The sequence below is a fragment of the Pseudomonas sp. UBA4617 genome (assembly GCF_002386445.1).
Classification (GTDB): domain Bacteria; phylum Pseudomonadota; class Gammaproteobacteria; order Pseudomonadales; family Pseudomonadaceae; genus Aquipseudomonas.
Genome location: NZ_DGIR01000038.1, coordinates 1 through 26,526 on the forward strand (window position 1 = coordinate 1; position 26,526 = coordinate 26,526).

Here is a 26,526-nt window from a genome sequence, read left to right on the forward strand (position 1 = left end):
AGATGGTTTCGACCGCACTGGTGGCCAGCGCTTCGCCGAAGATGGTTTCGACCGCACCAACGCCCACCGCATCAGCTGATCCCCTGATACGCGCTACCAGCCCGGCTTCGGCCGGGCTTGATCATTTGCAGGCGAGCGCAGGCTTGGCACACTAGGCGTCTTTTCCACCAGGAGGTAGGGCCAGCAAGCCCAGCACAGATGTACTACTACGAACCCGCCAAAGGCCACGGCCTGCCCCACGACCCGTTCAACGCCATCGTCGGCCCGCGCCCTATCGGCTGGATTTCCTCACAGGACCGCGAAGGCCGCCTGAACCTGGCACCCTACAGCTTTTTCAACGCTTTCAATTACATTCCACCGATCATCGGCTTCTGCAGCGTGGGGCGCAAAGACAGCCTGAACAACATCGAGCAGACCGGCGAATTCGTCTGGAACCTGGCCACCCGTCCGTTGGCCGCACAGATGAACCAGAGCTGTGCGCCGGTGGCCGCCGAAATCAACGAATTCGAATTGAGTGGCCTCACCGCCACGCCGTCGCGCATCGTCAGCGTGCCGCGTGTCGGCGAAACGCCGGTGGCCTTCGAGTGCAAGGTCAGCCAGATCGTCCAGCTCAAGCGGGCCGACCAGGAACTGGTGCCCAGCTGGCTGATCCTCGGTGAAGTGGTGGCGGTGCACATTGCCGAGCACCTGTTGAACAACGGCATCTACGATACCGCTGCCGCCGAACCGATCCTGCGTGGCGGTGGCCCGGCGGACTATTTCGAGCTGGGCAACCTGTTCAAGATGGCCCGGCCACCGGCCTGATCACCAGATCAGTTCACCTTCGTCGCTGACGCCCTGCAGGCGTTGCAGCTCGGCGCTGGCCGCTTCGTCGGCGGCCACGGCGCCCTTGAATACCTGGCCGTCGAGGACCTTGTGAAAACGCGGCGCGCCGCCCATGCGCAGGGCCTTGACCGCAATCGCGGCGTGGTAACCGCCTTCCACCGGGACCATCGCCGAAACCGCTTCGAAATGCGGGAACTCCCTACGTGCCATGTTGCTATCCGCCTGGTTGATCGAGGGCCGGTATTTTACCTTATTCCTCTGTACCGGCCCTATCGCGGGCACAGGCGACACCTCAATCAAAGGTATGCAGGTCCAGGCTGCTGACTACCTGAGCCTGCACCAGCTCACCAAACACTTCCAGCGTCGGCGAAGCAAAGTACCCGCTCATCGCCTGTTGGTTCTGCCAACTACCGCTGAGCAGCCACAGGTCGGCATCGGCCTGCGACCGCTGCACGGTGAAACTCAGGCAACCCGGTGCCCGCAACGAGGGTTCGAGCAAGTCACGCAGGCGCGCGCCCAGCTCTGCCGAGCGCCCGCTGCTGGCACGGATGAAAGCAAGGTGGGTGACCGGTCGTGTCGGGGTCATTGCACAATCTCCTTGGAGCAAGCGGACGGAAAACCAGGCTGCCAAGGTTAGGGCCTGTGCCGCGCGACGCGTTAGGCCATTACTGCCTGCCGATTGCCTGATCCTGCAGCGCGGCAGGATCAGGCAATCGGCAGACAGCTTTCGACTAGCGTCCGCCATTGCCCAAACCTATGCTGCGTCGGTCAGCAGAGGAAAGCCATCATGACCATTGCCACGTCCATCGACCCCACCCTGGAACTGCAACGCCAGGAACTGGCCGAGCTGATCCAACGCCACGCCGGTGAGCCCTACGGCCCGCCCTCGGCCATCGATGACCTGTACCTGGTGCGCTACACCGAGAATGTCCGCTCGGTGCCGACCCTGGCACAACCCGCCCTGTGTATCCTTGCCCAAGGCAGCAAGAGCCTGTTCCTCGGAGACGAACAGTACGCCTACGACCCGCTGCACTACATGGTGGTGTCGGTGACCTTGCCGCTGAGCGGCGTGCGCCTCGACGCCAGCCCCGAGCACCCCAGCCTGGGGCTGCGCCTGGACCTGGACCCGGCCGAGATCAGCCAGTTGATCGCCGAAAGCGGGCCGATGCTGGTGCCCAACCGGCCCTCGGGCCGTGGCCTGTATGTGGAACGAACCGACGCCGCGTTGCTCGACGCCCTGTTGCGGCTGATCCGGCTGCTGGATACACCACGCGACATCGCGATGCTGGCGCCGCTGTTCCGCCGGGAAATTCTCTACCGCCTGTTGCGTGGCCCGCAGGGCTACCGGTTGTATGAAATCGCCCTGGCCAACAGCCAGACCCACCGGGTGTGCCAGGCCATTACCTGGCTCAACCAGAACTACCAGTTACCCCTGCGCATCGAGGATCTGGCGCGGGTAGTGAACCTCAGTACCTCGACCTTGCACCACCGGTTCAAGGCAGTAACCTCGATGAGCCCCTTGCAGTACCAGAAGCAACTGCGCTTGCAGGAAGCCCGACGGTTGATGTTGAACGACGGGCTCGAAGCGGCGGTGGCGGCCTATAGGGTGGGCTATGAAAGCCCGTCGCAGTTCAGCCGGGAATACAGCCGGCTGTATGGCGCGCCGCCGATCCGGGATGTGGCGCGGTTGCGGGCCACTGCCGGCTGAGTTCGCTTTTGTCTGCGCCGGCTTCTTCGTGTGCTTGCCACTCCCACAGGTGCCGCGCTGCCTTCAGCAATAGGGTAAAACCTGGGGGAATGGGTTCAACCGCGAAGAGACCGGGACAGGCAATAGCCCTGCTTCACTCCGCCACGGCTGCCTGCCACTGATTCTGGTCAACCTGGATCAGGGTTGGGCCCTTGCGCGCCACCGCCTGCATCAGCGCCGATTGCAACTGTGTGATATCTGCCACATGTTCCGCCGCGGCCCCAAGTGCCCGCGCCACGCCAAGGAAATCCGGGGTGTGGATATCCACCCCAACCGGCTCGATGGCGCGGTTGACCATGTACTTCCTGATCTCCTCGTACCCCTGGTTATTCCACAGCAGCACGACCAACGGCACCTGTGCTTCCACCGCACTGGCAAGCTCCGGCAAGGTGAACTGCAAACCGCCATCACCGATCAGGCACACCGCTGGTGCCCGCTCGCCCGCCTGCTCCGCGCTACCCAGCCAGGCGCCCATGGCTGCCGGCAAGGCGTAACCCAGGGTGCCGTAGCCGGTCGAGGCATTGAACCAGCGGCGTGGCTGGTCCATGTCCAGGGTCAGGTTGCCGGTGTACACCGGCTGGGTCGAATCACCCACCAGAACGGCATTCGGCAAACATTCGAGAATGGCCAGCAACAGGCGCGTCTGGCTCAAGGTTGGCTGGTCCCAACCGGCCGTCAGTGCCTGGCGCAGTTTGGCCACGCGGGCAGCCCCCCAGCTGCCTTCACGCACAGGCTGCGGCTGCGCCTGCACGGCAACGAGCAACGCCTCGGCTGCCAGTTCGGCATCTGCCACCAGCGCCAGCTCGGGTAGATAGTTGCGCACGGTCTGGTCCGGGTCGATGTCGATGCGCAACAGAGCGCCCGGGATCGCGAACCCGCCTTTGAAGGTCACGTCATAATCGGTTTCGCCCAGCTCGGTGCCGATTGCGAGCACTACATCAGCTTCGGCCACCAGGGCACGTGTGGCCGGCAGTGACTGGGTCGAACCGATCTGCAGCGGATGGCAGGACGGCAGCAAGCCCTTGGCATTGATGGTCAGCGCCACCGGGGCCTGCAAGTGTTCGGCCAGGCGTGCCAGCGCAGTCCCCGCTGCCAGCGCCCCGCCCCCGGCCAGGATCAGCGGCCGCCGTGCGCTGGCCAGGCGTTCGGCCATCAGCGCCACCGCCTGCGGCGCCGCCCCTGCCCGGCTAGCACGCACCGGGCGCCCAGGCAGCAGGTGATCAGCCGGTTCGACCAGCACATCGAGCGGGATCTCGATATGCACCGGGCGTGGCCGCGCGCCCTCGAACACGGCGTACGCCCGCGCCAACACCTGGGGCAGGTCATCGGCACTCATCAGGGTGTGGGAGAACGCCGCCACACCCGACACCAGCGCCGCCTGGTCAGGCAACTCGTGCAGCTTGCCGCGGCCTCCGCCGAGTTGATTGCGGCACTGCACGCTGGAGATGACCAGCATCGGGATCGAGTCGGCATAGGCCTGGCCCATGGCGGTGGTGATGTTGGTCATGCCGGGACCGGTGATGATGAAACACACCCCGGGCTTGCCACGCGTCCGCGCATAGCCGTCAGCCATGAACCCGGCACCCTGTTCATGGCGCGGGGTGATATGGCGGATGGACGATCCCGCCAAGCCGCGGTAGAGCTCCACGGTATGTACGCCAGGAATACCGAAGACATGGTCCACGCCATAGCCTTCAAGGAGTTTGACCAATACTTCGCCGCAAGTTGCCATCGGGTTTCACCGTGAATCTCGTTGGGTTATGGCCTTATTGAACCCAAGCCACGACTACTACGACAATGCAAAAGAACGCATACTAGCCATGTCCTGAGATCATGGCTAAACACAATGAAACGCCTTCCGCCGCTGCCGGCCCTGCACACCTTCCTGGTCACCGCCCAGCACTGCAATTTCACCCGTGCCGGGCAGCAGTTGCACATTACCCAAGGCGCCGTCAGCCGGCAGATCGCAGCCCTTGAGGAGCACCTGGGTTATGCCTTGTTCCAGCGTCAGGCTCGCGGGCTGAGCCTGACGCGTGAAGGCCAGGACTGGCTGCCACGGGTGCAGCAGGTCTTTGCGCTGGTCGAGCAAGGGGTGCGTGAAGTGGGTGAGCGTAGCGCCACCTTGCAACTCAAGGCGCCGACCTGCGTGATGCGCTGGCTGCTTCCGCGCCTGATGGAATGGCAGGCGCTGCGTCCTGATGTGCCGGTGGAACTGACCACCACGGTACAGCATGGTGTGGACTTCCGTCGCGAGGGCTTCGACGCGGCGGTGGTCTATGGTGAAGCGCCGAACCATGGGTTGCGCGTGCGCAAGCTGTTCGACGAGCAGCTGACCCCGGTGTGTGCGCCTTCATTGCGCGAGGGGCCGCTGCCGCTGCAGCAGGTTGAGGACCTGGCCCGGCACATGTTGCTGCACCCGTCGCGGGATGAACATGACTGGCGCCTGTGGTTGCAGGCGGCCGGAGTGGTGCTGGCCAGCCACGGGCCGAAACAGCATTTCGAAACGCTGGACATGGCAATGGCCATGGCTTCGCAGGGCACAGGGGTGGCCATCGGCGACTGGTCGCTGATCGGTGACGATTTGCGCGGGGGGCGATTGTGCATGCCGTTTGCGCTGAAGGTGATGACCGGCAAGGGGTATTACCTGGTGAGCCAGGCCAAGGGTTTGCCACCGGGGCTGGTGCAGTTGCTGAACTGGCTGGAGGGCCAGGCCGGTCTGTGATGCCCCTTTCGCGGATAAACCCGTTTCCACAAGGGTTGCGCAGGCTTCAAGAGCTGCGATGCCCCTGTTGGAGCGGGTTCAACCGCAAACGGGGGGCCGCTCAATAGCCGACTGTGAAGCGTTGCCGCGAATGCTGCGGCTTTTCCAGCTCGTCGAGCATGGCAATCGCGTAATCGGCAAAACTGATCCAGCTCCTGCCGTCCGCGCCGATCAGCAACTGGTCCTTGCCCAGCGTGTAATGCCCGCTGCGCTCACCTTCGACGAATTCGGCCGATGGCGAGAGGAAAGTCCAGTCCAGGTTCTGCTCCTGTTGTAGCGTTTGCAGGAAATGCACCCCGGCCGTGGCCTCGGCCTTGTACGCCTCCGGGAAGTCCGGGCTGTCGATCACCCGTTGCCCCGAAGGCAGCAGCAGGCTGCCGGCCCCGCCCACCACCAGCAGGCGCCCGCCCCCGGCCCGCTTGACTGGTTCGATGATGGCGTGCGGCTCGATGGTCGCAAAGTGGGCCGCGCTCAATACCGCATCGACACCGCCTAGCGCCGTTTGCAGGGCCGCGCTGTCCCTGACGTCAAGCGCCTTGACGGTCAACCCTTCACGCCCCTGCAAGCACGAAGGGTCACGGGCGATGGCCAGCACACTGTGGCCACGGCGCAGGGCTTCTTCCAGCAACTGGCTGCCAGCACGGCCAGTGGCACCAATTATCGCAATCTTCATGGGATACTCTCCATCCAGTACGGAATTACCACTTCATCTCACCCTTGGCGACCTTGGCCCCCAACTCCAGCGAGCTCTCATCGGCCAGGCCTGGGTAACGTCGCTTCATCGCCTCGATCAACGTACCGGCATCTTTCGCCTTGGCGGTCTCGGCATCGAAATCACGAATGTAGTTCGCCGTGAAACGCACGGCCTGCAGCGACCGACTGCTGTCCCCCAGGTAGTGCCCGGGGATGACCGTGCGCGGCGCCAGCGCTTCTATATGCGCCAGGGTGGCGAGCCAGTCAGCGTGCGACTTGGCCGATGCGGTATCGGCCATCCACACATGGATGTGCTCGGACACCACCACGCCACCGACCACCGCCTTGATCGACGGGATCCATACGAAACTGCGATCGGGCTGCGGGCTGTCCAGGCCAACCACCTCGAGGGCCTGCCCCTCCAGCATCAGCCGGTCGCCGTCGAGCACCTGCGGCAGCACCAGCCGCACCGGCTTGTCCGCGCCCATCTGCGGCCCCCAGTAGGCCAGCTTGGCCGCCATGGTCTGGCGGATATGGGCAACCGTGGCGGCCGAGGCCAGTACCTTGGCGTCGGGGAAGGCCCGGGTCAGGGTATCCAGGCCAAAGTAGTAGTCCGGGTCACCATGGCTGATATAGATGCTGGTCAGGTGCTTGCCGCCAGCCCGCAATCGCTGCACCAGCTGCTCGGCCTGGGTCTTGCCGAACTGGGCATCGACCAGCACGGCGTCGTGTTCGCCGCTGATGATCACCGAGCTGACCGGGAAAATCGCTGCATGGCCGGGGTTGTAGACCTCCAGCTGCAACGGCTGGGCAGCCAGCGCCGGGCCGGCCAGGGTAACGCAGGCCAGTAGCAGCCCACGCAAGGTGGTAACAAGAGGCATTGGAAACGCTCGTCAGATGAACAATGCCCAACAGCTTAATTGCCCGATCCATGCCAAAAAATGCGACCCTTGCACATAGTTTGTTTCTGAAATCGGGCAGATCATGGACCGCCTAAACGCCATGCGTGTTTTCGTCACCGTCGTCGACCTCGGCAGTCAGTCAGCAGCGGCGGATCATCTGCAGCTTTCCCGGCCAGTGGTGTCGCGCTACCTGGCAGAGTTGGAGGACTGGGTTGGCGCGCGGTTGATGCAGCGCACCACGCGCAGGCTCAGTCTCACTGCCGCCGGCCAGGAAACCCTGCCCCGTTGCCGGCAACTGCTGGAACTGGCTGACGACCTGCAAGCCGCGGTGCAGCAACCGAATGACGCCCCCAAAGGCGCGCTGCGCATCAGCGTAAGCACCTCATTCGGCCAGGCCCAGCTGGTGGATGCGATCGCTGCCTACGTTCGGCGCTACCCGGGAGTGAAGGTGGAGCTGCAAATGCTCGATCGTACGGTCAACCTGGTGGACGAACGCATCGACCTGGCGATCCGCACCAGCAACGACCTGGACCCCAACCTGATCGCCCGGCGCCTGAGCGTGTGCCGCTCGGCAGTCTGCGCGGCGCCGGCCTACCTGCGCGAACACGGCACGCCAAAACGGGTCGACGACCTGAGCCGGCATAATTGCCTCACTCATGCCTATTTCGGCCACAGCTTGTGGCATTTCGAGGTGGCTGGGCAGCAGGTCGCCGTGCCCGTGGCGGGGAATATCAGCGCCAACGAGGCAATGACCCTGCAGAAGGCCGCGCTGGCTGGCGCCGGCATCGCCATGCTGCCGACCTACCAGGCGGCCGAGGCCCTGCGCCGTGGCGAGCTGGTGCGCCTGCTGCCCGAGGCAAAGCCGCGCGAGCTGAACCTGAATGCGGTGTATACCTCGCGCAAGCACATGCCGGCGACCTTGCGCAGCATGCTGGACTTCCTGGTGCAGCGCTTCAGCGACGAACCGGAATGGGACAGGGACCTGTGACGCCGTTGCAGGAGCGCTGTCACTCCTCGACGCTCATGTACTCCTTGGCCCAGCGGATGTAGTCCTCAGGCTGGGTGTAGGTGTGCGACAGCTCGGTGGCGCTGAGGTTTTCCGACTTGTTCTGCTGGCCGCGCTGCAGGCGCAGGCAGTCGTAGGTGGCCTTGATCGCGGCGAAGTAGGCGGCGTGGCCATCGACCACGATGCGTACCCCGAGGCGCGCCAGGCGTTCGTCATCGCGCAGGTTCGGGTTGCCATAGGTGACCAGCATCAACGGTACCGTCAGGTGCTCGGCAATCTGCTCGAGCTGCTCGAAGTCCTTCACCCCGACCATGCAGATTCCGTCGGCACCGGCCTTCTGGTAGCTCTGGGTACGCACGATGATCTCTTCGGTGGAAAGCACGCCGGCATTGGTCCGGGCGATTATCGACAACGAGGAATCGACCCGTGCCTCCAGTGCCGCGCGGATCTTGCCGACGCCCTCCTCGACCGATATCAGGTCGGTGGACTTGCGCCCGAATTGCGCTGGCAGCAGGGTGTCCTCGATGGTCAACGCGGCCACGCCGGCACGCTCCAGCTCGATGACCGTGCGCATGACATTCAGCGCGTTGCCATAGCCGTGGTCCGCGTCAGCCAGCACCGGCAGTTGCGCCACGCGGCCGATACGGGTGGCCTGCTCGACGAACTCGCTGAGGGTGATCAGGGCGAAGTCCGGTGCGGCCAGCACCTGCAGGGAAGCGACGGAACCGCCGAGGATGCCGACCTCGAAACCCAGGTCTGCGGCAATGCGTGCCGACATCGGGTCGAACACCGATGCGGTGTGGTAACAGGCACCTGAAGCGAGCAGCTCGCGGAAGGCAAAACGCAGATCTTGATGGGAAGCCTTGGGCATGATCACTCCGCAAAATTAGTTGAAATTCGAACGGTAACTACCGACCCCTGTAATCGGGTCTACCTGACCTGTTCCAACCGTCGCCATCTGGGCGGTCATGCTCGACATGCAGGCAGAGGAATAAAAGGTGTGGGAGACAAAGGCGCAAAACAGCTGCGGCAAAATGTTGCACCAAGCTGGTGCAAGCCGCGGTTTTCAGCCTCTGTGGCATACCAACGATATCACGCAGCCATGCAGCACTGGATGAATGCGCCAATGCCGATCTTGCATAGGGGATGCAGATAGTACATAGGAAGCTACCTAACTCAGGTTACAATCCGCTGGCCTTTGCGGTGGAACCCACGCAGGGGCTGTAACAGACACATAGGTATTCCCGTGACCGCCGCCCTGCCCCCCACTACGTTGCGCAATGTGCTCACCGCCCTGATGCTGGCGATCTTCCTTGGTGCGCTGGACCAGACGATTGTCGCTGTCTCGCTGCCGGCGATCTCGGCACAATTCAACGACGTCGGCCTGCTGGCATGGGTCATCTCCGGCTATATGGTGGCGATGACTGTGGCGGTGCCGATCTACGGCAAGCTGGGCGACCTGTACGGACGGCGGCGAATGATCCTCACCGGCATCAGCCTGTTCACCCTGGCCTCGGTCGCCTGCGCCCTGGCCAAGGACATGCCGCAACTGGTACTGGCCCGAGTGCTGCAAGGCATCGGCGCGGGCGGCATGGTCTCGGTGAGCCAGGCGATCATCGGCGACTTCGTACCTCCGCGCGAGCGTGGTCGCTACCAAGGTTATTTCAGCAGCATGTACGCACTGGCGAGCGTCGCCGGGCCGGTGCTGGGCGGCTGGCTGACCACATACCTGTCGTGGCGCTGGGTGTTCTGGATCAACCTGCCACTGGGGCTGGTCGCGCTGTGGACGATCCGCCGCGCCCTCGTCGGCATGCCGACGCAGCGCCGCAAGGCGCAAGTGGATTACCTCGGTGCCGTGATGCTGGTTCTCGGCCTGGGCAGCCTTTTGCTAGGCATCACCCTGGTCGGCCAGGGTCGCGCCTGGCTCGACACCGCCGTGCTGGCCCTGTTCGCCTGCGCTGCGCTGGGCCTGTTGCTGTTCATTGCCCATGAACGCCGCAGCCCCGAGCCGCTGCTGCCGCTCAGCCTGTTCGGCAACCGCGTCGCGGTGCTTTGCTGGGGCGTGATCTTCTTCGCCAGCTTCCAGTCGATTTCCCTGACCATGCTCATGCCGTTGCGCTTTCAGGGCATCACAGGTGCCGCTGCCGACAGCGCCGCCCTGCATCTGCTACCGCTGGTGATGGGCTTGCCCATGGGAGCCTTTACCGGCGGCCGCCTGACCAACCGGACCGGGCGCTACAAGCCACAGATCCTGGCCGGTGCGCTACTGATGCCAGTGGCCATTTTCGCCATGGCGCTGACCCCGCCACAGTCGGGCTGGCTGAGCGCGCTGTTCATGCTGCTGGCCGGCATTGCCTGCGGGCTGCAGTTTCCGACCTCGCTGGTGGGCACGCAAAGCGCGGTGGACAGCAAGGACATCGGTGTCGCTACCAGCACCACCAACCTGTTTCGCTCGTTGGGCGGAGCCCTGGGCGTGGCGTGCATGTCCAGCCTGCTGCTGGCGCTGCTGCAACAAGGCGGGTTCGCCTCGCTGGGCAACCCCTTGCTGGGCAGCCTGAAGGCCGGTGAGGTGGATCTGGTGACGCAGGGGCGCTTGCTGGAAACGTTCCGGCAGCTGTTGATGGTGAGCGCAGGGGTGGCTGTGCTGGGACTGTTTGCCGCCGCGGCATTGCCAGACCGGCAATTACGAGCCCACTGAAAATTGCGCAGCATTAATCCTCTCTTAATACAAAGAGGAAACACTCCCTCACAATCCTTAACAAAGTGTCATTTGCGCAAAGCCGGGCTCAAGCGCAGCATATCCAGCCCGGTGTCAACCCACTTTTCGACATCTTGCGCCAGGTCGACACTGTCAGGCAGCAACAGCCAGCGCCCGATCAGGCCATCGACATAAGCAAACATGGCCACCGCCGCGCGCTCGACATCCAGCTCGCCTGGCAACTGGCCCCGGCGCGCGGCGTTGGCCAACGCCAGGGTGATGCCCTTGTGGCAATCCAGCACCGCGTTCTGGCGCTGCTGGCGAATTTCACACATGTCATCGGTGAACTCGCACTTGTGATGCAGGATTTCATTGATACGCCGGGTTCGGGCGTCGAGCACCAGCTCGTTGAATACTTGCAGCAACAGCTTGCGCATGCAGCCAAGCGGGTCGACCTCGTCCTCGCTTTCGCTGGCCCGCGCCAGGTGATCATGGGTTTCGTGCACGCTGTCAAGCAGCGCCTGCACCAGCTCGGCCTTGTTGTTGAAGTGCCAGTAGATGGCCCCGCGCGTCACACCCGCCTGCTCGGCGATGTCGGCCAGGGTGGTTCGCGCAACCCCGCGCTTGTAGAAGGCCCTTTCTGCCGCCTCGATGATCTGGGCGCGGGTTTCCTGGGCTTCCTCTTTGGTTCGACGGACCATGGCAGTACCAACCTCGTCTGGCCCGAACGCGTGGCGCGTACGGGAAATGCTCCGCAGCACCTCTGCTGGGTGCATCGCGGATGAGCTAATCAGGGGCTGTGGCAGTACCCGAGTACAACCCAGCGGTATTTACAAACAACCATGAATGTAAGTATATTCCTTAGCAAGCTATTTATCCACCGGATAGCAATTTTTCCAGATCAAGATTCTTCCATTACTCTTGAGCGTCTCCCTGCTCCAGCGACCCGAGGATCCTCATGCAATTCAAGCCAGCCGTTACCGCTCTGGTTTCCGCCGTCGCCCTGGCATCCCTGCTCAGTGGCTGCAAGAAAGAAGAAGCAGCGCCCGTGGCGCAGGCTCCTCTGGTCGGCGTCGTGACCATCCAGCCCCAAGCCTTCACCCTGACCTCGGAACTGCCAGGGCGCACCAGTGCGTACCGTGTCGCCGAGGTGCGTCCGCAGGTCAATGGCATCATCCTCAAGCGCCTGTTCAAGGAAGGCAGCGAGGTCAAGGAAGGCCAGCAGCTGTACCAGATCGACCCTGCCGTGTATGAGGCCAACCTGGCCAATGCCCAGGCCAACCTGCAGGCCACCCGTTCGCTGGCCGAACGCTACAAGCAACTGATCGACGAACAGGCGGTGTCCAAGCAGGAATACGACGACGCCAATGCCAAACGATTGCAGGCCGAGGCTTCGCTCAAGAGCGCACAGATCGACCTGCGCTACACCAAGGTGCTGGCACCGATCAGCGGCCGTATCGGCCGTTCGGCGTTCACCGAGGGTGCGCTGGTGAGCAATGGCCAGGCCAACGCCATGGCGACCATCCAGCAACTCGACCCGATCTACGTCGACGTCACCCAGTCCACGGCCGAGCTGCTCAAGCTGCGCCGCGACCTGGAAAGCGGCCAGTTGCAGAAGGCCGGCGACAACGCCGCCTCGGTGCAACTGGTGCTGGAAGACGGCAGCCTGTTCAAGCAGGAAGGTCGCCTGGAATTCTCCGAAGTCGCGGTCGACGAGACCACCGGTTCGGTCACCCTGCGCGCGCTGTTCCCCAACCCTGACCACACCCTGCTGCCGGGCATGTTCGTGCATGCACGGCTCAAGGCCGGGGTCAACGCCAATGCCATCCTGGCGCCGCAACAGGGCGTGACCCGCGATCTGAAAGGCGCGCCGACCGCGCTGGTGGTCAACCAGGAAAACAAGGTCGAGCTGCGCCAGCTCAAGGCCAGCCGTACCCTGGGCAGCGACTGGCTGATCGAAGAAGGCCTGAACCCGGGTGACCGTCTGATCACCGAAGGGCTGCAGTACGTGCGCCCGGGCGTCGAGGTCAAGGTCAGCGAAGCCACCAACGTCAAGAAGCCCGCCGGCCCTGATCAGGCCAACGCGGCGAAAGCAGACGCCAAAGCGGAGTAAACCATGTCGAAGTTCTTTATCGATCGCCCGATCTTCGCCTGGGTGATCGCCTTGGTGATCATGCTGGTCGGCGCCTTGTCGATCCTGAAGCTGCCGATCAACCAGTACCCCAGCATCGCGCCGCCGGCCATCGCCATCGCCGTGACCTACCCGGGCGCCTCGGCGCAAACCGTGCAGGACACCGTGGTGCAGGTGATCGAGCAGCAGCTCAACGGTATCGACCACCTGCGTTATGTGTCGTCGGAAAGCAACTCCGACGGCAGCATGACCATTACCGCCACCTTCGAGCAGGGCACCAACCCCGACACCGCGCAGGTGCAGGTACAGAACAAGCTGAACCTGGCCACCCCGCTGCTGCCGCAGGAAGTGCAACAGCAAGGTATCCGCGTCACCAAGGCAGTGAAGAACTTCCTGCTGGTGATCGGCCTGGTGTCCGAAGACGGCAGCATGTCCAAGGACGACCTGGCCAACTACATCGTCTCCAACATGCAGGACCCGATCTCGCGTACTGCAGGCGTGGGTGACTTCCAGGTGTTCGGTGCCCAGTACGCCATGCGTATCTGGCTCGATCCGGCCAAGCTGAACAAGTTCCAGCTGACCCCGGTCGACGTCAAGACCGCGGTAGCCGCGCAAAACGTACAGGTGTCCTCCGGCCAGCTCGGCGGCCTGCCTGCCATGCCGGGTACCCAGCTGAACGCCACCATCATCGGCAAGACCCGCCTGCAGACCGCCGAGCAGTTCGAGAAGATCCTGCTCAAGGTCAACAGCGATGGCTCGCAGGTGCGCCTGGGTGATGTCGCCCAGGTTGGCCTGGGCGGTGAAAACTACGCAGTCAGCGCCCAGTTCAACGGCAAGCCGGCCTCCGGCCTTGCGGTAAAACTGGCAACCGGCGCCAACGCCCTGGACACCGCCAAGGCTCTGCGCCAGACCATCGCCGACCTGGAACCGTTCTTCCCGCCCGGGGTGAAAGCGGTATTCCCGTACGACACCACCCCGGTGGTCACCGAGTCGATCAGCGGCGTGATCCACACCCTGATCGAAGCCGTGGTCCTGGTGTTCCTGGTGATGTACCTGTTCCTGCAGAACTTCCGCGCCACCATCATCACCACCATGACCGTACCGGTGGTGTTGCTGGGTACCTTCGGCATCCTCGCCGCAGCGGGCTTCAGCATCAACACCCTGACCATGTTCGCCATGGTCCTGGCCATCGGCTTGCTGGTGGACGACGCCATCGTCGTGGTGGAAAACGTCGAGCGGGTGATGTCCGAGGAAGGCTTGCCACCAAAGGAAGCTACCAAGCGCTCGATGGAGCAGATCCAGGGTGCCCTGGTGGGTATCGCCCTGGTGCTGTCGGCAGTGCTGCTGCCCATGGCATTCTTCGGCGGCTCCACCGGTGTGATCTACCGGCAGTTCTCCATCACCATCGTCTCGGCCATGGGTCTGTCGGTGCTGGTCGCGCTGGTCTTCACCCCGGCCCTGTGCGCCACCATGCTCAAGCCGCTGAAAAAAGGCGAGCACCACGTGGCCAAGCGCGGTTTCTTCGGCTGGTTCAACCGCAACTTCGACCGCAGTGTTAACGGCTATGAGCGCAGCGTGGGCACCATCCTGCGCAACAAGGCGCCGTTCCTGCTCGCCTACGCGCTGATCGTGGTCGGCATGATCTGGCTGTTCGCCCGCATCCCCACCGCGTTCCTGCCGGAAGAAGACCAGGGCGTACTGTTCGCCCAGGTGCAGACCCCGGCCGGCTCCAGTGCCGAGCGCACCCAGGTGGTGGTCGATCAGATGCGTGAGTACCTGCTGACGGAAGAGGCCGACACCGTTGCTTCGGTGTTCACCGTCAACGGTTTCAACTTCGCCGGCCGTGGCCAGAGCTCGGGTATGGCATTCATCATGCTCAAGCCATGGGGTGAACGTTCCAAGGAGAACAGCGTGTTCGCCCTGGCCCAACGCGCCCAGCAGCACTTCTTCACCTTCCGCGATGCGATGGTGTTCGCCTTCGCCCCGCCTGCGGTGCTGGAACTGGGTAACGCCACCGGCTTCGACGTGTTCCTGCAGGACCGCGGCGGTGTCGGCCATGCCAAGCTGATGGAAGCACGCAACCAGTTCCTGGCCAAGGCCGCGCAGAGCAAAGTCCTCAGCGCCGTACGCCCGAACGGCCTGAACGACGAGCCGCAATACCAGCTGACCATCGATGATGAACGTGCCAGCGCCCTGGGCGTGACCATCGCCGACATCAACAACACCCTGTCGATTGCCCTGGGTGCCAGCTACGTCAACGACTTCATCGACCGTGGCCGGGTCAAGAAGGTGTACATCCAGGGCCAACCGAACGCTCGTATGAGCCCGGAAGACCTGCAGAAGTGGTACGTGCGCAATGGCGCCGGTGAAATGGTGCCGTTCTCCTCCTTCGCCAAGGGTGAATGGAGCTACGGCTCGCCCAAGCTGTCGCGTTACAACGGTGTCGAAGCCATGGAAATCCTCGGTGCACCGGCACCGGGCTACAGTACCGGTGAAGCCATGGCCGAGGTCGAGCGCATCGCCGGCGAGCTGCCTAGCGGTATCGGCTACTCCTGGACCGGCATGTCCTACGAGGAAAAACTCTCCGGTTCGCAGATGCCGGCACTGTTCGCCCTCTCGGTACTGTTCGTGTTCCTGTGCCTGGCAGCCCTGTATGAAAGCTGGTCGATCCCGATCGCCGTGGTGCTGGTCGTGCCTCTGGGCATCATCGGTGCACTGATTGCCACCAGCCTGCGCGGGTTGTCCAATGACGTGTACTTCCTGGTCGGCCTGCTGACCACCATCGGCCTGGCGGCGAAAAACGCCATTCTGATCGTCGAATTCGCCAAGGAATTGCACGAACAAGGTCGCAGCCTGTACGACGCGGCGATCGAGGCGTGTCGCATGCGTCTGCGTCCGATCATCATGACCTCGCTGGCATTCATCCTCGGCGTGGTACCGTTGACCATCGCCAATGGCGCTGGCGCCGGCAGCCAGCACGCCATCGGTACTGGTGTGATCGGCGGCATGATCAGTGCGACCATTCTGGCAATCTTCTGGGTACCGCTGTTCTTCGTCGCAGTGTCGTCGCTGTTCGGCAGCAAGCAGCCGGAAAAGGACGTCACCCCTGAAACTCCACGTTATGAGGCTGGGCAATGACCAAGTCTTTGTTGTCCCTGGCGGTAACCGCTTTCATTCTTGGCGGCTGCTCGCTGATTCCTGACTACCAGGCCCCGGAGTCGCCGGTGGCTGCGCAGTGGCCGCAAGGCCCGGCATACTCGCCAACGCAGTCGGCAGACGTTGCTGCCGCCGAGCAGGGCTGGCGCCAGTTCTTCCACGACCCGGCGCTACAGCAACTGATCCAGACCGCGCTGGTGAACAACCGCGACCTGCGCGTAGCGGCGCTGAACATCGACGCCTACCGCGCGCAATACCGTATCCAGCGGGCCGACCTGTTCCCGGCGGTCTCGGCCAATGGCAGCGGCAGCCGCCAGCGGGTACCGGCGAACATGTCGCAAACCGGCGAGGCCGGCATCACCAGCCAGTATTCCGCCACCTTGGGGGTCAGTGCCTACGAGCTGGACCTGTTCGGCCGCGTACGCAGCCTGACCGAACAGGCCCTGGAAACCTACCTGTCCAGCGAGCAGGCACGCCGCTCCACGCAGATCAGCCTGGTTGCCAGCGTGGCCAACGCCTATTACACCTGGCAGGCCGACCAGGCGCTGTTCAAGCTGACCGAAGAAACGCTGAAGACCTACGAGGAAAGCTACAACCTCACCCGTCGCAGCAACGAAGTCGGTGTAGCCTCGGCACTCGACGTCAGCCAGGCGCGCACCGCCGTGGAAGGCGCCCGGGTCAAATACTCGCAGTACCAGCGCCTGGTCGCCCAGGACGTCAACAGCCTGACCGTGCTGCTGGGTACCGGCATTCCCGCCGACCTGCCCAAGCCGCTGGAGCTCAATGCCGACCAACTGGCCGAAGTACCAGCCGGCCTGCCGTCGGACATCCTCCAGCGTCGTCCGGACATCCAGGAAGCCGAGCACCTGCTCAAGGCCGCCAATGCCAACATCGGTGCAGCCCGGGCGGCGTTCTTCCCGAGCATCAGCCTGACCGCCAACGCCGGCAGCCTGAGCCCGGACATGGGCCACCTGTTCTCGGGCGGCCAAGGCACCTGGCTGTTCCAGCCGCAGATCAACCTGCCGATCTTCAACGCCGGCAGCCTGAAGGCCAGCCTGGACTACTCGAAGATCCAGAAGGACATCAACGTCGCCAAGTACGAAAAGACCATTCAGACGGCTTTCCAGGAAGTCTCCGATGGCCTGGCGGCGCGCAAGACCTTCGAGGAGCAGCTACAGGCGCAACGCGACCTGGTGCAAGCGAACCAGGACTACTACCGCTTGGCAGAACGCCGCTACCGTATCGGTATCGACAGCAACCTGACCTTCCTCGATGCCCAGCGCAACCTGTTCAGCGCCCAGCAGGCCCTGATCGGCGACCGCCTGTCGCAGCTGACCAGCGAGGTCAATCTGTACAAGGCGCTTGGCGGTGGCTGGTACGAGCAGACCGGGCAGGCCAATCAGCAGGCCTCGGTGGAAACGCCGAAAGGCTGATTGAGACAGCAACAGCAGCAAGCCCACCCTCGCGGTGGGCTTCTTGTTTCCGTTGCCTGCTCTGGGCTCTTCGCGGTAAACCCGCTGATACCGGTGCGGCGCAGAAAATAAATTAACCAACCGGAACATACCGTTCGATTATCGCCCGCTTCCGTTTGCGGCGAATTGCCTCACCCACGCCCCACCCCGCACCATCCTTTCCACGCAACGTTGCCCCGGTTCATCCCGAAGACCCGCACCTGCAGGCCGCATCCTGCAGCACACCGGCTCGCCCATAAAAACAAGAGATCCACGACAGATGAGCACTTTGCAACCCGCACGCCAGCTGCTGCCCGGCCTGTTGGCCATGTCCTGCGCCTTTCCGCTGTACGCCGCCGAGCGTGGCTTCATGGAGGACGCCAAGGCCACCCTCAACCTGCGCAATTTCTATATCAACCGCAACTTCGTCGACCCGGCCCACCCGCAGGCCAAGGCCGAGGAATGGACGCAGAGCTTCATCCTCGACGCCCGCTCCGGTTTCACCCAGGGTACCGTCGGTTTCGGCGTGGACGTACTGGGCCTGTACTCGGTCAAGCTCGACGGCGGCAAAGGCACCACCAACACCCACCTGTTGCCGCTGCACGACGATGGCCGCCCCGCCGATGACTTCGGCCGCCTGGGCGTGGCGCTGAAAGCCAGGCTGTCCGAAACCGAACTGAAAGTGGGTGAATGGATGCCGGTATTGCCTATCCTGCGTTCGGACGACGGCCGCTCGTTGCCCCAGACCTTCCGTGGCGGCCAGCTGACCTCGAAGGAAATCGCCGGCCTGACCTTGTACGCCGGCCAGTTCCGCGGCAACAGCCCGCGCAACGATGCCAGCATGGAAGACATGTCGTTGAACGGCAAGGCGGCGTTCACTTCCGACCGCTTCAACTTTGCCGGCGGCGAGTACACCTTCAACGACAAGCGCACCATGATCGGCCTGTGGGACGCGCAGCTCAAGGACATCTACCGTCAGCAGTACCTCAACCTGGTGCACAGCCAGCCGCTGGGCGACTGGACCCTCGGCGCCAACCTGGGCTACTTCACCGGCAAGGAAGACGGCGCCGAACGCGCCGGCGAACTGGACAACCGCACCGCCTCGGCGCTGCTTTCGGCACGCTACCAGGGCCACACCTTCTATGTCGGCCTGCAGAAGGTCAGCGGCGACGACGCCTGGATGCGAGTCAACGGCACCAGCGGTGGCACCTTGGCCAACGACAGCTACAACTCCAGCTTCGACAATGCCCAGGAACGCTCCTGGCAGGTGCGCTATGACTTCAACTTCGCCACCATCGGCATACCCGGCCTGACCCTGATGAACCGTTACATCAAGGGTGACAACGTTACCGCGGGCGCCGTGGACGACGGCAAGGAATGGGCGCGGGAGACCGAACTGGCCTACGTGGTGCAATCGGGCAGCTTCAAGGACCTGTCGCTGAAGTGGCGCAACTCCACCATGCGCCGGGACTTCAGTACCAACGCGTTCGATGAGAACCGGTTGATCGTGAGCTACCCGCTGAACCTGCTTTGAGCCGCTGGATATGGCAGTGCAGGCCGCTGCCATTCGCCTGGCTGATGATGGTAGTGGCGACGGTCTATCCTGAGCTATATCGATTGCAGCACCGGCTTCCTTGCCGGTGCCAGCAAAACACCTCGATCCGGCAAACCAGGGAGGCACAACATGAAGAACCTCGTCGACCACCTGAGCCAATACGCCAGTTACCATCGCGACCCACGCAACATCGCCACCCACTTCGTGGGCATTCCCTTGATCGTACTGGCGGTCACCATCCTGCTGTCACGCCCAGGCTGGGACGTGGCCGGCATGTGGTGCTCCCCGGCATTGCTGGCAGCCGCGGCCTCGGTATGGTTCTACTTGCGCCTGGACGTACGCTTCGGGCTGGTGATGGGCCTGTTGCTGGGGCTTTGCCTGTGGGTCGGCCAGGTGCTGGCAGTACAGTCAACGGCACTGTGGCTTGGCAGTGGTCTGGCGGCGTTCGTGGTGGGCTGGATCATCCAGTTCGTCGGTCACTACTATGAAGGCCGCAAACCGGCATTCGTCGACGACGTCAGCGGCTTGATCATCGGGCCGCTGTTCGTGGTGGCAGAAGCAGCGTTCATGCTGGGCCTGTGCCCGGCCCTGAAGCAGGCCGTCGAGCGCAACGCCGGCCCGGTTGTGGCGCGCTCGTTGTAGGAGCGGCCTTGCGCCCTATCGCGACGCAAGGCGGCTCCTGAACAGACCGTGCAGGGTCAGCTACGTGATTCCACACCCAGTTCATCCCACACCGATTCCGCCAGGTGGAAGGTGGCATTGGCCGCCGGAATGCCGCAATAGATCGCGCTCTGCATCAGCACTTCCTTGATTTCATCACGGGTCACGCCGTTGTTGGCAGCCGCGCGCAAGTGCAGCTTCAGTTCATCATTGCGGTTCATGCCGATCAGCATGGCGATGGTGATCAGGCTGCGTGTGTGCCGCGGTAGCCCCGGCCGGGTCCAGATGTCACCCCAGGCGTGGCGGGTGATCATTTCCTGGAACTCGCCGTTGAAATCGTTGAGTTTTTCCAGGCTGCGGTCCACATGGGCATCGCCAAGCACTGCGCGGCGTACTTGCATGCCGGCGTCGTAACGTTGTTTCTCGTCCATGGCAATAGCCTCAGTGAGCCAGCAGGAAGTCGAGCAAGCGGCGACTGAACGGCTCGCCGACCTCGACGTTGGACAGGTGCGCAGCCGGGAACTCGATGTACTCGGCTCCGTTGATCGCGGCTTGCATGAAGCGGCCATGTTCCGGCGTGGTCACCACGTCCTCGGTACCAGCCACTATCAGCGTCGGTACCTGGATCCGGCCCAGCTGCTCGCGGTAGTCGGCATCGCGCACCGCCGCGCAATTGCTGGCATAGCCTTGCGGGCTGGTCTGCGCCAGCATCTGGCAGATGCGCTGGGCCTGGGCTGGCTGGGCCTTGGCGAACGTCGGGGTAAACCAGCGGGCGATGGAGGCATCGCGCAGGTCGACCATGGCCTGCTGGCCGCCCTTGAGCACGGTGTCGATGCGGCTGTTCCATACTTCGTCGTTGGCTATCTTGGCAGCAGTGTTGCACAGCGTCAGGCTGTGCAGGCGCTGGCCGGCATTGATGCCCAGCCACTGGCCGATCAGGCCGCCCATCGACAGGCCGACGAAGTGCGCCTTGGCGATGTCCAGAGCGTCGAGCAGGGCCAAGACGTCACGACCCAGCTGCTCGATGGTGTATGGGCCTCCAGTGACCAGTGAGGCGCCGTGGCCACGGGTGTCGTAGCGCAGCACCCGCAGGTGCTGGCTCCACAAGGGGACCTGCGTGTCCCACATGCCCAGGTCGGTGCCCAACGAGTTGGACAGGACCAGCACCGGGGCGTTTTCCGGACCATCGATCTGGTAATTCAAAACGCCATCGGCCAGTTGCAAATGCGCCACAGCGGTCTCCTTCAGGCAGTAAAACGTTGATGTTCGGATACGGCGCGTGCCACCCAGACACGCGCCTGGCCCAGGTAATGGGCAGGGTCGAGCAAGCGGTCGAGCTCTTCGCCAGACAGTTCGGCACTGACCTGCGGTTCTTCTCCCAGCACCGCACGCAAGTGCCGCCGCTCGGCCACGGCGCGCTGGCAGCATTGCTCCAGCAGGTGGTGGGCGCGGTCGCGGCCCAACCGCTGGGCGAGAACGATGCTCACCGCCTCGGCCAGTACCAGCCCCTGGGTCAGGTCGAGGTTGGTGCGCATGCGCGCGGCATCCACCTCCATGCCCTCGGCAATCACCTGGGCCTGGCGCAACGCACCGGAAACCAGGCAGCAGATATCCGGCAGGGTTTCCCATTCGGCATGCCACAGGCCGAGGCTGCGTTCGTGCTCCTGGGGCATGGCGGCAAACAGCGTCGAGACCAGGCCCGGCACGCGGGTCGCCGCACCGATCAGCACAGCGGCTCCCACCGGGTTGCGTTTGTGCGGCATGGTCGAGGAGCCGCCCTTGCCTGGCGCGGAAGGCTCGAACAGCTCCCCGGCCTCGGTCTGCATCAGCAGGCTGACATCTCGGCCAAACTTGCCCAGGCTGCCAGCGATCAGGCCCAGCACTGCAGCGAACTCCACCAGGCGGTCACGCTGGGTGTGCCAGGGCTGCTCGGGCAGGCTCAACTGAAGCTGAGCGGCCAGGGCTTCGGCCACCGGCATTGCCTTGCTGCCGAGGGCGGCCAGGCTACCCGAGGCACCACCGAACTGCAGCACCAGCAGGCGTGGGCGCAGTTCCTGCAGGCGGTGCCGGTGACGGGTCACGGCCCCCAGCACACCGGCCAGTTTCATGCCCAGGGTCACCGGCGTGGCGTGTTGCAGCCAGGTGCGTCCCACCAGCGGCGTGTCGGCGTGCTGCAAGGCCTGGCGGGACAGGGTATCGGCCAGCCCGGCAAGGTCGGCCTCGATCAGGTCGAGGGCTGCGCGCAACTGCAGGACCAGGCCGGTATCCATCGCATCCTGGCTGGTGGCACCAAGGTGCACGTAGCGCTCGGCCTCGGGCACGCCACTGGCAATCACCTTGCCCAACGCCTTCACCAGGGGGATGGCCGAGTTGCCAGCGCTGGCAATCGCGTCGGCCAGCGCGCGCACGTCGTAGCGCTCGGCGTGGCAGGCCGCCTCGATGGCCGCGACGGCGCTGTGCGGAACCAGCCCGGCCGCAGCTTCGGCGCGTGCCAGCGCCGCTTCGAAATCGAGCATGCCTTGCAGCCGGCCGCGGTCGGAAAATATCTCGCGCATGGCCGGCGCGGTGAAGTAGGCGTCGAACAGTTGGTTGGTCATGCCACGTCCTTAATCATCGTGGTGCAGGTACGCCGCCTGCTTCGGCAGGCGCAGGCTGAACAGGAAAGCAATCGCCATCATCGCCGTCACGTACCAGTAGAAAGTGTTTTCCATGCCCAGGGACTTCAGGCCCAGGGCCACGTATTCGGCCGAACCGCCGAACGCCGCGTTGGCCACCGCATAGGCCAGGCCCACACCCAACGCGCGCACCTGCGGCGGGAACATCTCGGCCTTCACCAGGCCGCTGATCGAGGTGTAGAAACTGACGATACACAGCGCCAGGGTAATCAGCACGAAGGCCATGAACGGGCTGGTCACGGTTTTCAACGCCATCAGCAACGGCACCGTGAACAGCGTCCCCAGGGCGCCGAACAGCAGCATCGAATTGCGCCGGCCGATACGGTCGGAGAGCATGCCGAAGAACGGCTGCAGCACCATGAACAGGAACAGCGCACCGGTCATCACGTAGCTGGCGTTTTTCGCCGTCATGCCAGCCGTGTTGACCAGGTATTTCTGCATGTAGGTGGTGAAGGTGTAGAAGATCAGCGAGCCACCGGCGGTATAGCCGAGCACAGTGATGAAAGCTGCCGCGTGGTTACTGAACAGCCCCTTGATAGTGCCGGCCTCCTTGCTCTGGCGGACTTCGGCGCTACTGGTCTCGTGCAGCGAGCGGCGCAGCATCAGCGAAATCAGCGCGGCGATGGCGCCGACCACGAACGGAATGCGCCAGCCCCAGGCGCGCAGCTCGTCCTCGGTGAGCAACTGCTGCAGGATCACCACCACCAGCACCGCCAGCAACTGGCCACCGATCAGGGTGACGTACTGGAACGAAGCAAAGAAACCGCGCTGGCCACGCAGGGCCACTTCACTCATGTAGGTGGCGGTGGTGCCGTACTCGCCGCCAACCGACAGGCCCTGGATCAGGCGGGCCAGCAATAGCAGTGCCGGGGCCCAGGTGCCGATGCTGGCATAGGTGGGCAGGCAGGCGATCATCAGTGAGCCAAAGCACATCATCAGCACCGAGATCATCAGGGAGTTCTTGCGTCCATGGCGGTCCGCGAGGCGGCCGAAGATCCAGCCCCCGATGGGGCGCATCAGAAAGCCTGCGGCGAACACGCCCGCCGTGTTCAGCAACTGCACGGTCGGGTCGTCGGAGGGAAAGAAAGCCGGGGCAAAGTAAATGGCACAGAAGGCGTAGACATAGAAGTCGAACCATTCCACCAGGTTGCCCGAGGAGGCACCGACGATAGCGAAGATGCGTTTGCTGCGTTCTTCGCCGGTGTAATAGATTGAGGTCATGGTGAGTTCACTCCTGGAGGGTCGCAGGTAATTCTAGACACACCTGGTAACACGCTCGTTCCGCCTTGGCCTTGCGTCCAAGGTTCGGCCTCTTCGCCAACAGGCCCCCACAGCAGGAGGCGTGGTCCCTCCTGTGGTAAAGGACGTGCCCAGCGAGGAGGCCGGTACAGGTCAAACCCGCTCGATGGCCAATGCCAGACCTTGACCAACGCCTACGCACATGGTCGCCAGGCCTTTACGCCCACCGCTCTTCTCCAGCTGGTGCAGCGCAGTCAGTACCAGGCGCGCACCACTCATGCCCAGCGGGTGGCCCAGGGCGATCGCACCGCCGTTGGGGTTCACCTGCGGCGCATCGTCGGCTATGCCAAGCTCGCGCAGCACGGCCAAACCTTGGCTGGCAAAGGCTTCGTTGAGCTCGATCACATCGAAGTCGTTCACTGCGATACCCAGGCGCTCGGTCAGCTTGCGCACCGCCGGCACCGGGCCGATGCCCATCACCCGCGGCGCGACACCGGCGCTGGCCATGCCCAGCACCCGTGCGCGTGGGGTCAGGCCGTGCTTCTGCACCGCTTCGGCCGAGGCCAGGATCAGCGCCGCAGCGCCGTCATTCACGCCCGAAGCGTTGCCCGCGGTGACGGTCTTGTCGGGGCCGTTGACCGGCTTGAGCCGGGCCAGCGCCTCCAGGGTCGTCTCCGGGCGCAGGTGCTCATCATGCTCGACGACAGTTTCGCCTTTCTTGTGGGCGATACGCACCGGCACGATCTCTTCGGCAAAGAAACCGGCGGCCTGGGCCGCGGCGGCCTTCTGCTGGCTGCGCAGGGCGAAGGCGTCCTGGTCGGCGCGCGCAACCTGGTAATCATCAGCCACGTTGTCGGCGGTTTCCGGCATCGAATCCACACCGTACTGGCTCTTCATCAGCGGGTTGATGAAACGCCAGCCAATGGTGGTGTCTTCGAGTTTCATGTTGCGCGAGTAGCCGCTCTCGGCCTTGCCCATGACGAACGGGGCACGCGACATCGACTCGACGCCGCCGGCGACCGCCAGCTCCATTTCGCCGCTGGCGATGGCGCGGAACGCGGTGCCGATGGCATCCATGCCCGAAGCACACAGGCGGTTCAGGGTGACGCCGGGGATGCTCTGCGGCAGGCCGGCCAGCAACAGGGCCATGCGTGCCACGTTGCGGTTGTCTTCACCGGCCTGGTTGGCGCAGCCGAAGAACACTTCGTCCAGCTGCTCCCATTGCACGCTGGGGTTGCGCTCGATCAGCGCCTTCAGCGGAACGGCGGCCAGGTCGTCGGCACGCACGCCGGCCAGCGCGCCGCCGAAGCGGCCGATCGGGGTACGGATGGCGTCACAGATGAATACGTCGCGCATCAGGCTTCTCCTGCCACCTGGCCATGGGCCGCGGCGGTGCGGGCTTCGAGGTCGCGCAAGGCGGACAGCTCGACTGCGGTGGGTTCGGCAGTGGTCTGCACGTCGTCGGCAAAGCGGATCGCCCAGCCGGTGGCAGCGATGATCTGTTCACGGGTCACCCCCGGGTGGATGGCGGTGACGACGAACTCGTTGGTGCCGGCTTCCGGCTCCATGATGCACAGGTCGGTGATGATGCCGACCGGGCCGTCGCCTGGCAGGCCAAGGCGCTTGCGCGAATCGCCGCCTTCGCCGTGGCCGACCGAGGTGATGAAATCCAGCTTGTCGACGAAGGCACGCGGCGACTGCTTGAGGATGATCAACACCTGTTTGGCGGAACCGGCGATCTCCGGTGCGCCACCGGCGCCTGGCAGGCGGGTTTTCGGGGCGTGGTAGTCACCGACCACGGTGGTGTTGATGTTGCCGAAGCGGTCGACCTGCGCGGCGCCAAGGAAGCCGACATCAATCCGGCCACCCTGCAGCCAGTAGCGGAATATCTCGCCGGTCGGCACCACGGTGTCGGCGGTCTCGGCCAGCTCGCCGTCGCCGATCGACAGCGGCAGCACGCTTGGCTTGGCGCCAATCGGGCCGGACTCGTAGATCAGCACCACGTCAGGCGACGAGGTCAGGCGCGCCAGGTTGGCGGCCTTGGACGGTAGGCCGATGCCGACGAAGCATACAGCACCATTGCGCAGGCGACGGGCTGCGGCGACGGTCATCATTTCGGAAGTGGAGTAGCTCATTGTGCGGCCTCCGCAGTGCTGGCCAGCCTGGCCTTGAATTCGTTGAAATCGGCAGTGCCGCGGATGTAGGTGTCGATCCAGGCGGTGAACGTTTCGCGGTTACGCGCGATCGGGTCCCAGGCCTGGTAGAAGCGGTTGTCACGCTCGTAGTAGCCGTGGGCGTAGGACGGGTGCGCGCCACCCGGCACCAGGCATACTGCGCTCAGAGCCCAGGTCGGTAGCACGCAGGCGTTCATCGGTGCCTGCAAATCGTCGACGATTTCCTCGACGGTGACGATGCAACGCTTGGCGGCCAGGGCAGCCTCCTTCTGTACACCGAGAATGCCCCACAGCAGCACGTTTCCCTTGCGGTCAGCCTTCTGCGCATGGATCACGGTCACGTCCGGGCGCACCGACGGCACCGCAGCCAGCACTTCACCGGTGAACGGGCAGGTCACGCTCTTGATCAGTGGGTTGACTTTCGGCAGGTCGGAACCGGCATAGGCACGCAGCACGGCGAATGGCAGGCCCGAGGCACCCGCGACGTATGCGTTGGCCAGGTCGGCGTGGCTATGCTCTTCGATCTCGATAGCGTGCGGCCATTGCTTTTCGACGGCATCACGCAGGCGGTGCAGCGAGCCGACACCCGGGTTGCCGCCCCAGGAGAAGATCAGCTTGCTGGCGCAACCAGCGCCGATCAGCTGGTCATAGATCAGGTCCGGGGTCATGCGCACCAGGGTCAGGTCGCGCTTGCCCTGGCGGATGATTTCGTGGCCGGCGGCAGTCGGGATCAGGTGGGTGAAACCTTCCAGGGCGACGGTATCGCCATCCTGGATGAACTGCTTCACGGCTTCGTGAAGCGAGAGAATTGCGGCCATTTGGAGACTCCTGGTCAGGATGCTTCGGTAAGCTC

24 protein-coding genes and 1 pseudogene are annotated in these 26,526 nt (G+C 63.9%); 11 read left to right on the top strand and 14 right to left on the bottom strand.

The window, feature by feature from the left end:
* Together B4L76_RS16755 and B4L76_RS16760 are read left to right on the top strand one after the other, a co-directional pair.
* Window positions 1-79 (top strand): annotated as a pseudogene (locus tag B4L76_RS16755) (heme utilization protein); the annotation flags it as partial.
* 119 nt (window positions 80-198) lie between these two features.
* The gene (locus B4L76_RS16760; protein ID WP_296234039.1) at window positions 199-804 is read left to right on the top strand and encodes a flavin reductase family protein; all 606 of its coding nucleotides are present in this window, start codon (window positions 199-201) and stop codon (window positions 802-804) included.
* Here B4L76_RS16760 and B4L76_RS16765 read toward each other — a convergent pair whose 3' ends face one another.
* Complete coding sequence (locus B4L76_RS16765) at window positions 805-1,035, bottom strand: hypothetical protein (protein ID WP_296234041.1); 231 nt, start codon at window positions 1,033-1,035, stop codon at window positions 805-807.
* A gap of 82 nt (window positions 1,036-1,117) precedes the next feature.
* Window positions 1,118-1,411 carry a putative quinol monooxygenase gene (locus tag B4L76_RS16770; protein ID WP_225779084.1) on the bottom strand — a complete coding sequence of 98 codons (294 nt, stop codon included), beginning with the start codon at window positions 1,409-1,411 and terminating at the stop codon, window positions 1,118-1,120.
* A gap of 201 nt (window positions 1,412-1,612) precedes the next feature.
* Here B4L76_RS16770 and B4L76_RS16775 point away from each other — a divergent pair, with 201 nt between their 5' ends.
* On the top strand, window positions 1,613-2,533 hold the full coding sequence (locus B4L76_RS16775) for an AraC family transcriptional regulator (RefSeq protein ID WP_296234043.1): 921 nt from the start codon (window positions 1,613-1,615) through the stop codon (window positions 2,531-2,533).
* Between the two features lie 133 nt (window positions 2,534-2,666).
* On the opposite strand, the gene B4L76_RS16780 is transcribed toward B4L76_RS16775, so the two are convergent.
* Window positions 2,667-4,304 carry a 5-guanidino-2-oxopentanoate decarboxylase gene (locus B4L76_RS16780; protein ID WP_296234044.1) on the bottom strand — a complete coding sequence of 546 codons (1,638 nt, stop codon included), beginning with the start codon at window positions 4,302-4,304 and terminating at the stop codon, window positions 2,667-2,669.
* A 114-nt stretch (window positions 4,305-4,418) separates the two neighbouring features.
* Between B4L76_RS16780 and B4L76_RS16785 the strand changes: the two genes are divergently transcribed.
* Window positions 4,419-5,294, top strand: a complete 876-nt coding sequence (locus tag B4L76_RS16785) for a LysR substrate-binding domain-containing protein (protein WP_296234046.1) — start codon at window positions 4,419-4,421, stop codon at window positions 5,292-5,294.
* 100 nt (window positions 5,295-5,394) lie between these two features.
* Here the strand turns inward: B4L76_RS16785 and B4L76_RS16790 are convergent, their stop codons facing one another.
* Together B4L76_RS16790 and B4L76_RS16795 are read right to left on the bottom strand one after the other, a co-directional pair.
* The gene (locus B4L76_RS16790) at window positions 5,395-6,006 is read right to left on the bottom strand and encodes an NAD(P)-dependent oxidoreductase (RefSeq protein WP_296234048.1); all 612 of its coding nucleotides are present in this window, start codon (window positions 6,004-6,006) and stop codon (window positions 5,395-5,397) included.
* Between the two features lie 25 nt (window positions 6,007-6,031).
* On the bottom strand, window positions 6,032-6,907 hold the full coding sequence (locus B4L76_RS16795; protein WP_296234050.1) for an MBL fold metallo-hydrolase: 876 nt from the start codon (window positions 6,905-6,907) through the stop codon (window positions 6,032-6,034).
* A 103-nt stretch (window positions 6,908-7,010) separates the two neighbouring features.
* Here B4L76_RS16795 and B4L76_RS16800 point away from each other — a divergent pair, with 103 nt between their 5' ends.
* A complete protein-coding gene (locus B4L76_RS16800; RefSeq protein WP_296234052.1) occupies window positions 7,011-7,916 on the top strand; it encodes a LysR family transcriptional regulator in 906 nt (301 codons plus the stop codon).
* A 19-nt stretch (window positions 7,917-7,935) separates the two neighbouring features.
* On the opposite strand, the gene B4L76_RS16805 is transcribed toward B4L76_RS16800, so the two are convergent.
* The gene (locus B4L76_RS16805; protein WP_296234054.1) at window positions 7,936-8,805 is read right to left on the bottom strand and encodes an isocitrate lyase/PEP mutase family protein; all 870 of its coding nucleotides are present in this window, start codon (window positions 8,803-8,805) and stop codon (window positions 7,936-7,938) included.
* 375 nt (window positions 8,806-9,180) lie between these two features.
* Between B4L76_RS16805 and B4L76_RS16810 the strand changes: the two genes are divergently transcribed.
* Window positions 9,181-10,632, top strand: coding sequence for an MDR family MFS transporter (locus B4L76_RS16810; RefSeq protein ID WP_296234056.1), 1,452 nt, complete (start codon window positions 9,181-9,183; stop codon window positions 10,630-10,632).
* A 68-nt stretch (window positions 10,633-10,700) separates the two neighbouring features.
* On the opposite strand, the gene ttgR is transcribed toward B4L76_RS16810, so the two are convergent.
* On the bottom strand, window positions 10,701-11,333 hold the full coding sequence (gene ttgR / locus B4L76_RS16815; protein ID WP_296234057.1) for an efflux transport transcriptional regulator TtgR: 633 nt from the start codon (window positions 11,331-11,333) through the stop codon (window positions 10,701-10,703).
* A 257-nt stretch (window positions 11,334-11,590) separates the two neighbouring features.
* Here ttgR and ttgA point away from each other — a divergent pair, with 257 nt between their 5' ends.
* The 5 genes from ttgA to B4L76_RS16840 all read left to right on the top strand — a co-directional run bounded on the left by ttgA (window position 11,591) and on the right by B4L76_RS16840 (window position 19,567).
* Window positions 11,591-12,745, top strand: a complete 1,155-nt coding sequence (gene ttgA / locus B4L76_RS16820) for a toluene efflux RND transporter periplasmic adaptor subunit TtgA (RefSeq protein ID WP_296234058.1) — start codon at window positions 11,591-11,593, stop codon at window positions 12,743-12,745.
* A 3-nt stretch (window positions 12,746-12,748) separates the two neighbouring features.
* A complete protein-coding gene (gene ttgB / locus B4L76_RS16825) occupies window positions 12,749-15,901 on the top strand; it encodes a multidrug efflux RND transporter permease subunit TtgB (protein ID WP_296234059.1) in 3,153 nt (1,050 codons plus the stop codon).
* A complete protein-coding gene (locus B4L76_RS16830; protein ID WP_296234060.1) occupies window positions 15,898-17,352 on the top strand; it encodes an AdeC/AdeK/OprM family multidrug efflux complex outer membrane factor in 1,455 nt (484 codons plus the stop codon). Before ttgB ends, B4L76_RS16830 begins: the two co-directional genes overlap by 4 nt.
* Before the next feature lie 298 nt (window positions 17,353-17,650).
* On the top strand, window positions 17,651-18,904 hold the full coding sequence (locus tag B4L76_RS16835; RefSeq protein WP_296234061.1) for an OprD family porin: 1,254 nt from the start codon (window positions 17,651-17,653) through the stop codon (window positions 18,902-18,904).
* 150 nt (window positions 18,905-19,054) lie between these two features.
* On the top strand, window positions 19,055-19,567 hold the full coding sequence (locus B4L76_RS16840) for a DUF962 domain-containing protein (RefSeq protein WP_296234062.1): 513 nt from the start codon (window positions 19,055-19,057) through the stop codon (window positions 19,565-19,567).
* 56 nt (window positions 19,568-19,623) lie between these two features.
* On the opposite strand, the gene pcaC is transcribed toward B4L76_RS16840, so the two are convergent.
* From pcaC to B4L76_RS16875, 7 genes are all read right to left on the bottom strand, one after another.
* On the bottom strand, window positions 19,624-20,016 hold the full coding sequence (pcaC, locus tag B4L76_RS16845) for a 4-carboxymuconolactone decarboxylase (RefSeq protein ID WP_047583944.1): 393 nt from the start codon (window positions 20,014-20,016) through the stop codon (window positions 19,624-19,626).
* Window positions 20,017-20,026: 10 nt separating this feature from the next.
* The gene (gene pcaD, locus B4L76_RS16850; RefSeq protein WP_296234063.1) at window positions 20,027-20,818 is read right to left on the bottom strand and encodes a 3-oxoadipate enol-lactonase; all 792 of its coding nucleotides are present in this window, start codon (window positions 20,816-20,818) and stop codon (window positions 20,027-20,029) included.
* A gap of 11 nt (window positions 20,819-20,829) precedes the next feature.
* Window positions 20,830-22,182, bottom strand: coding sequence for a 3-carboxy-cis,cis-muconate cycloisomerase (locus B4L76_RS16855; protein WP_296234064.1), 1,353 nt, complete (start codon window positions 22,180-22,182; stop codon window positions 20,830-20,832).
* 9 nt (window positions 22,183-22,191) lie between these two features.
* Entirely contained in the window at window positions 22,192-23,481 is a 1,290-nt protein-coding gene (locus B4L76_RS16860) for an MFS family transporter (RefSeq protein WP_296234065.1), read from the bottom strand.
* Window positions 23,482-23,652: 171 nt separating this feature from the next.
* Window positions 23,653-24,858, bottom strand: coding sequence for a 3-oxoadipyl-CoA thiolase (pcaF, locus tag B4L76_RS16865; protein WP_296234194.1), 1,206 nt, complete (start codon window positions 24,856-24,858; stop codon window positions 23,653-23,655).
* Complete coding sequence (locus tag B4L76_RS16870; RefSeq protein WP_225779102.1) at window positions 24,855-25,634, bottom strand: CoA-transferase subunit beta; 780 nt, start codon at window positions 25,632-25,634, stop codon at window positions 24,855-24,857. The genes pcaF and B4L76_RS16870 overlap by 4 nt, the downstream gene beginning before the upstream one ends.
* Window positions 25,631-26,491: a CoA transferase subunit A gene (locus B4L76_RS16875; RefSeq protein ID WP_296234066.1), complete on the bottom strand. Its 861-nt coding sequence runs from the start codon at window positions 26,489-26,491 to the stop codon at window positions 25,631-25,633. Before B4L76_RS16875 ends, B4L76_RS16870 begins: the two co-directional genes overlap by 4 nt.
* Between the last annotated feature and the right edge of the window lie 35 nt (window positions 26,492-26,526).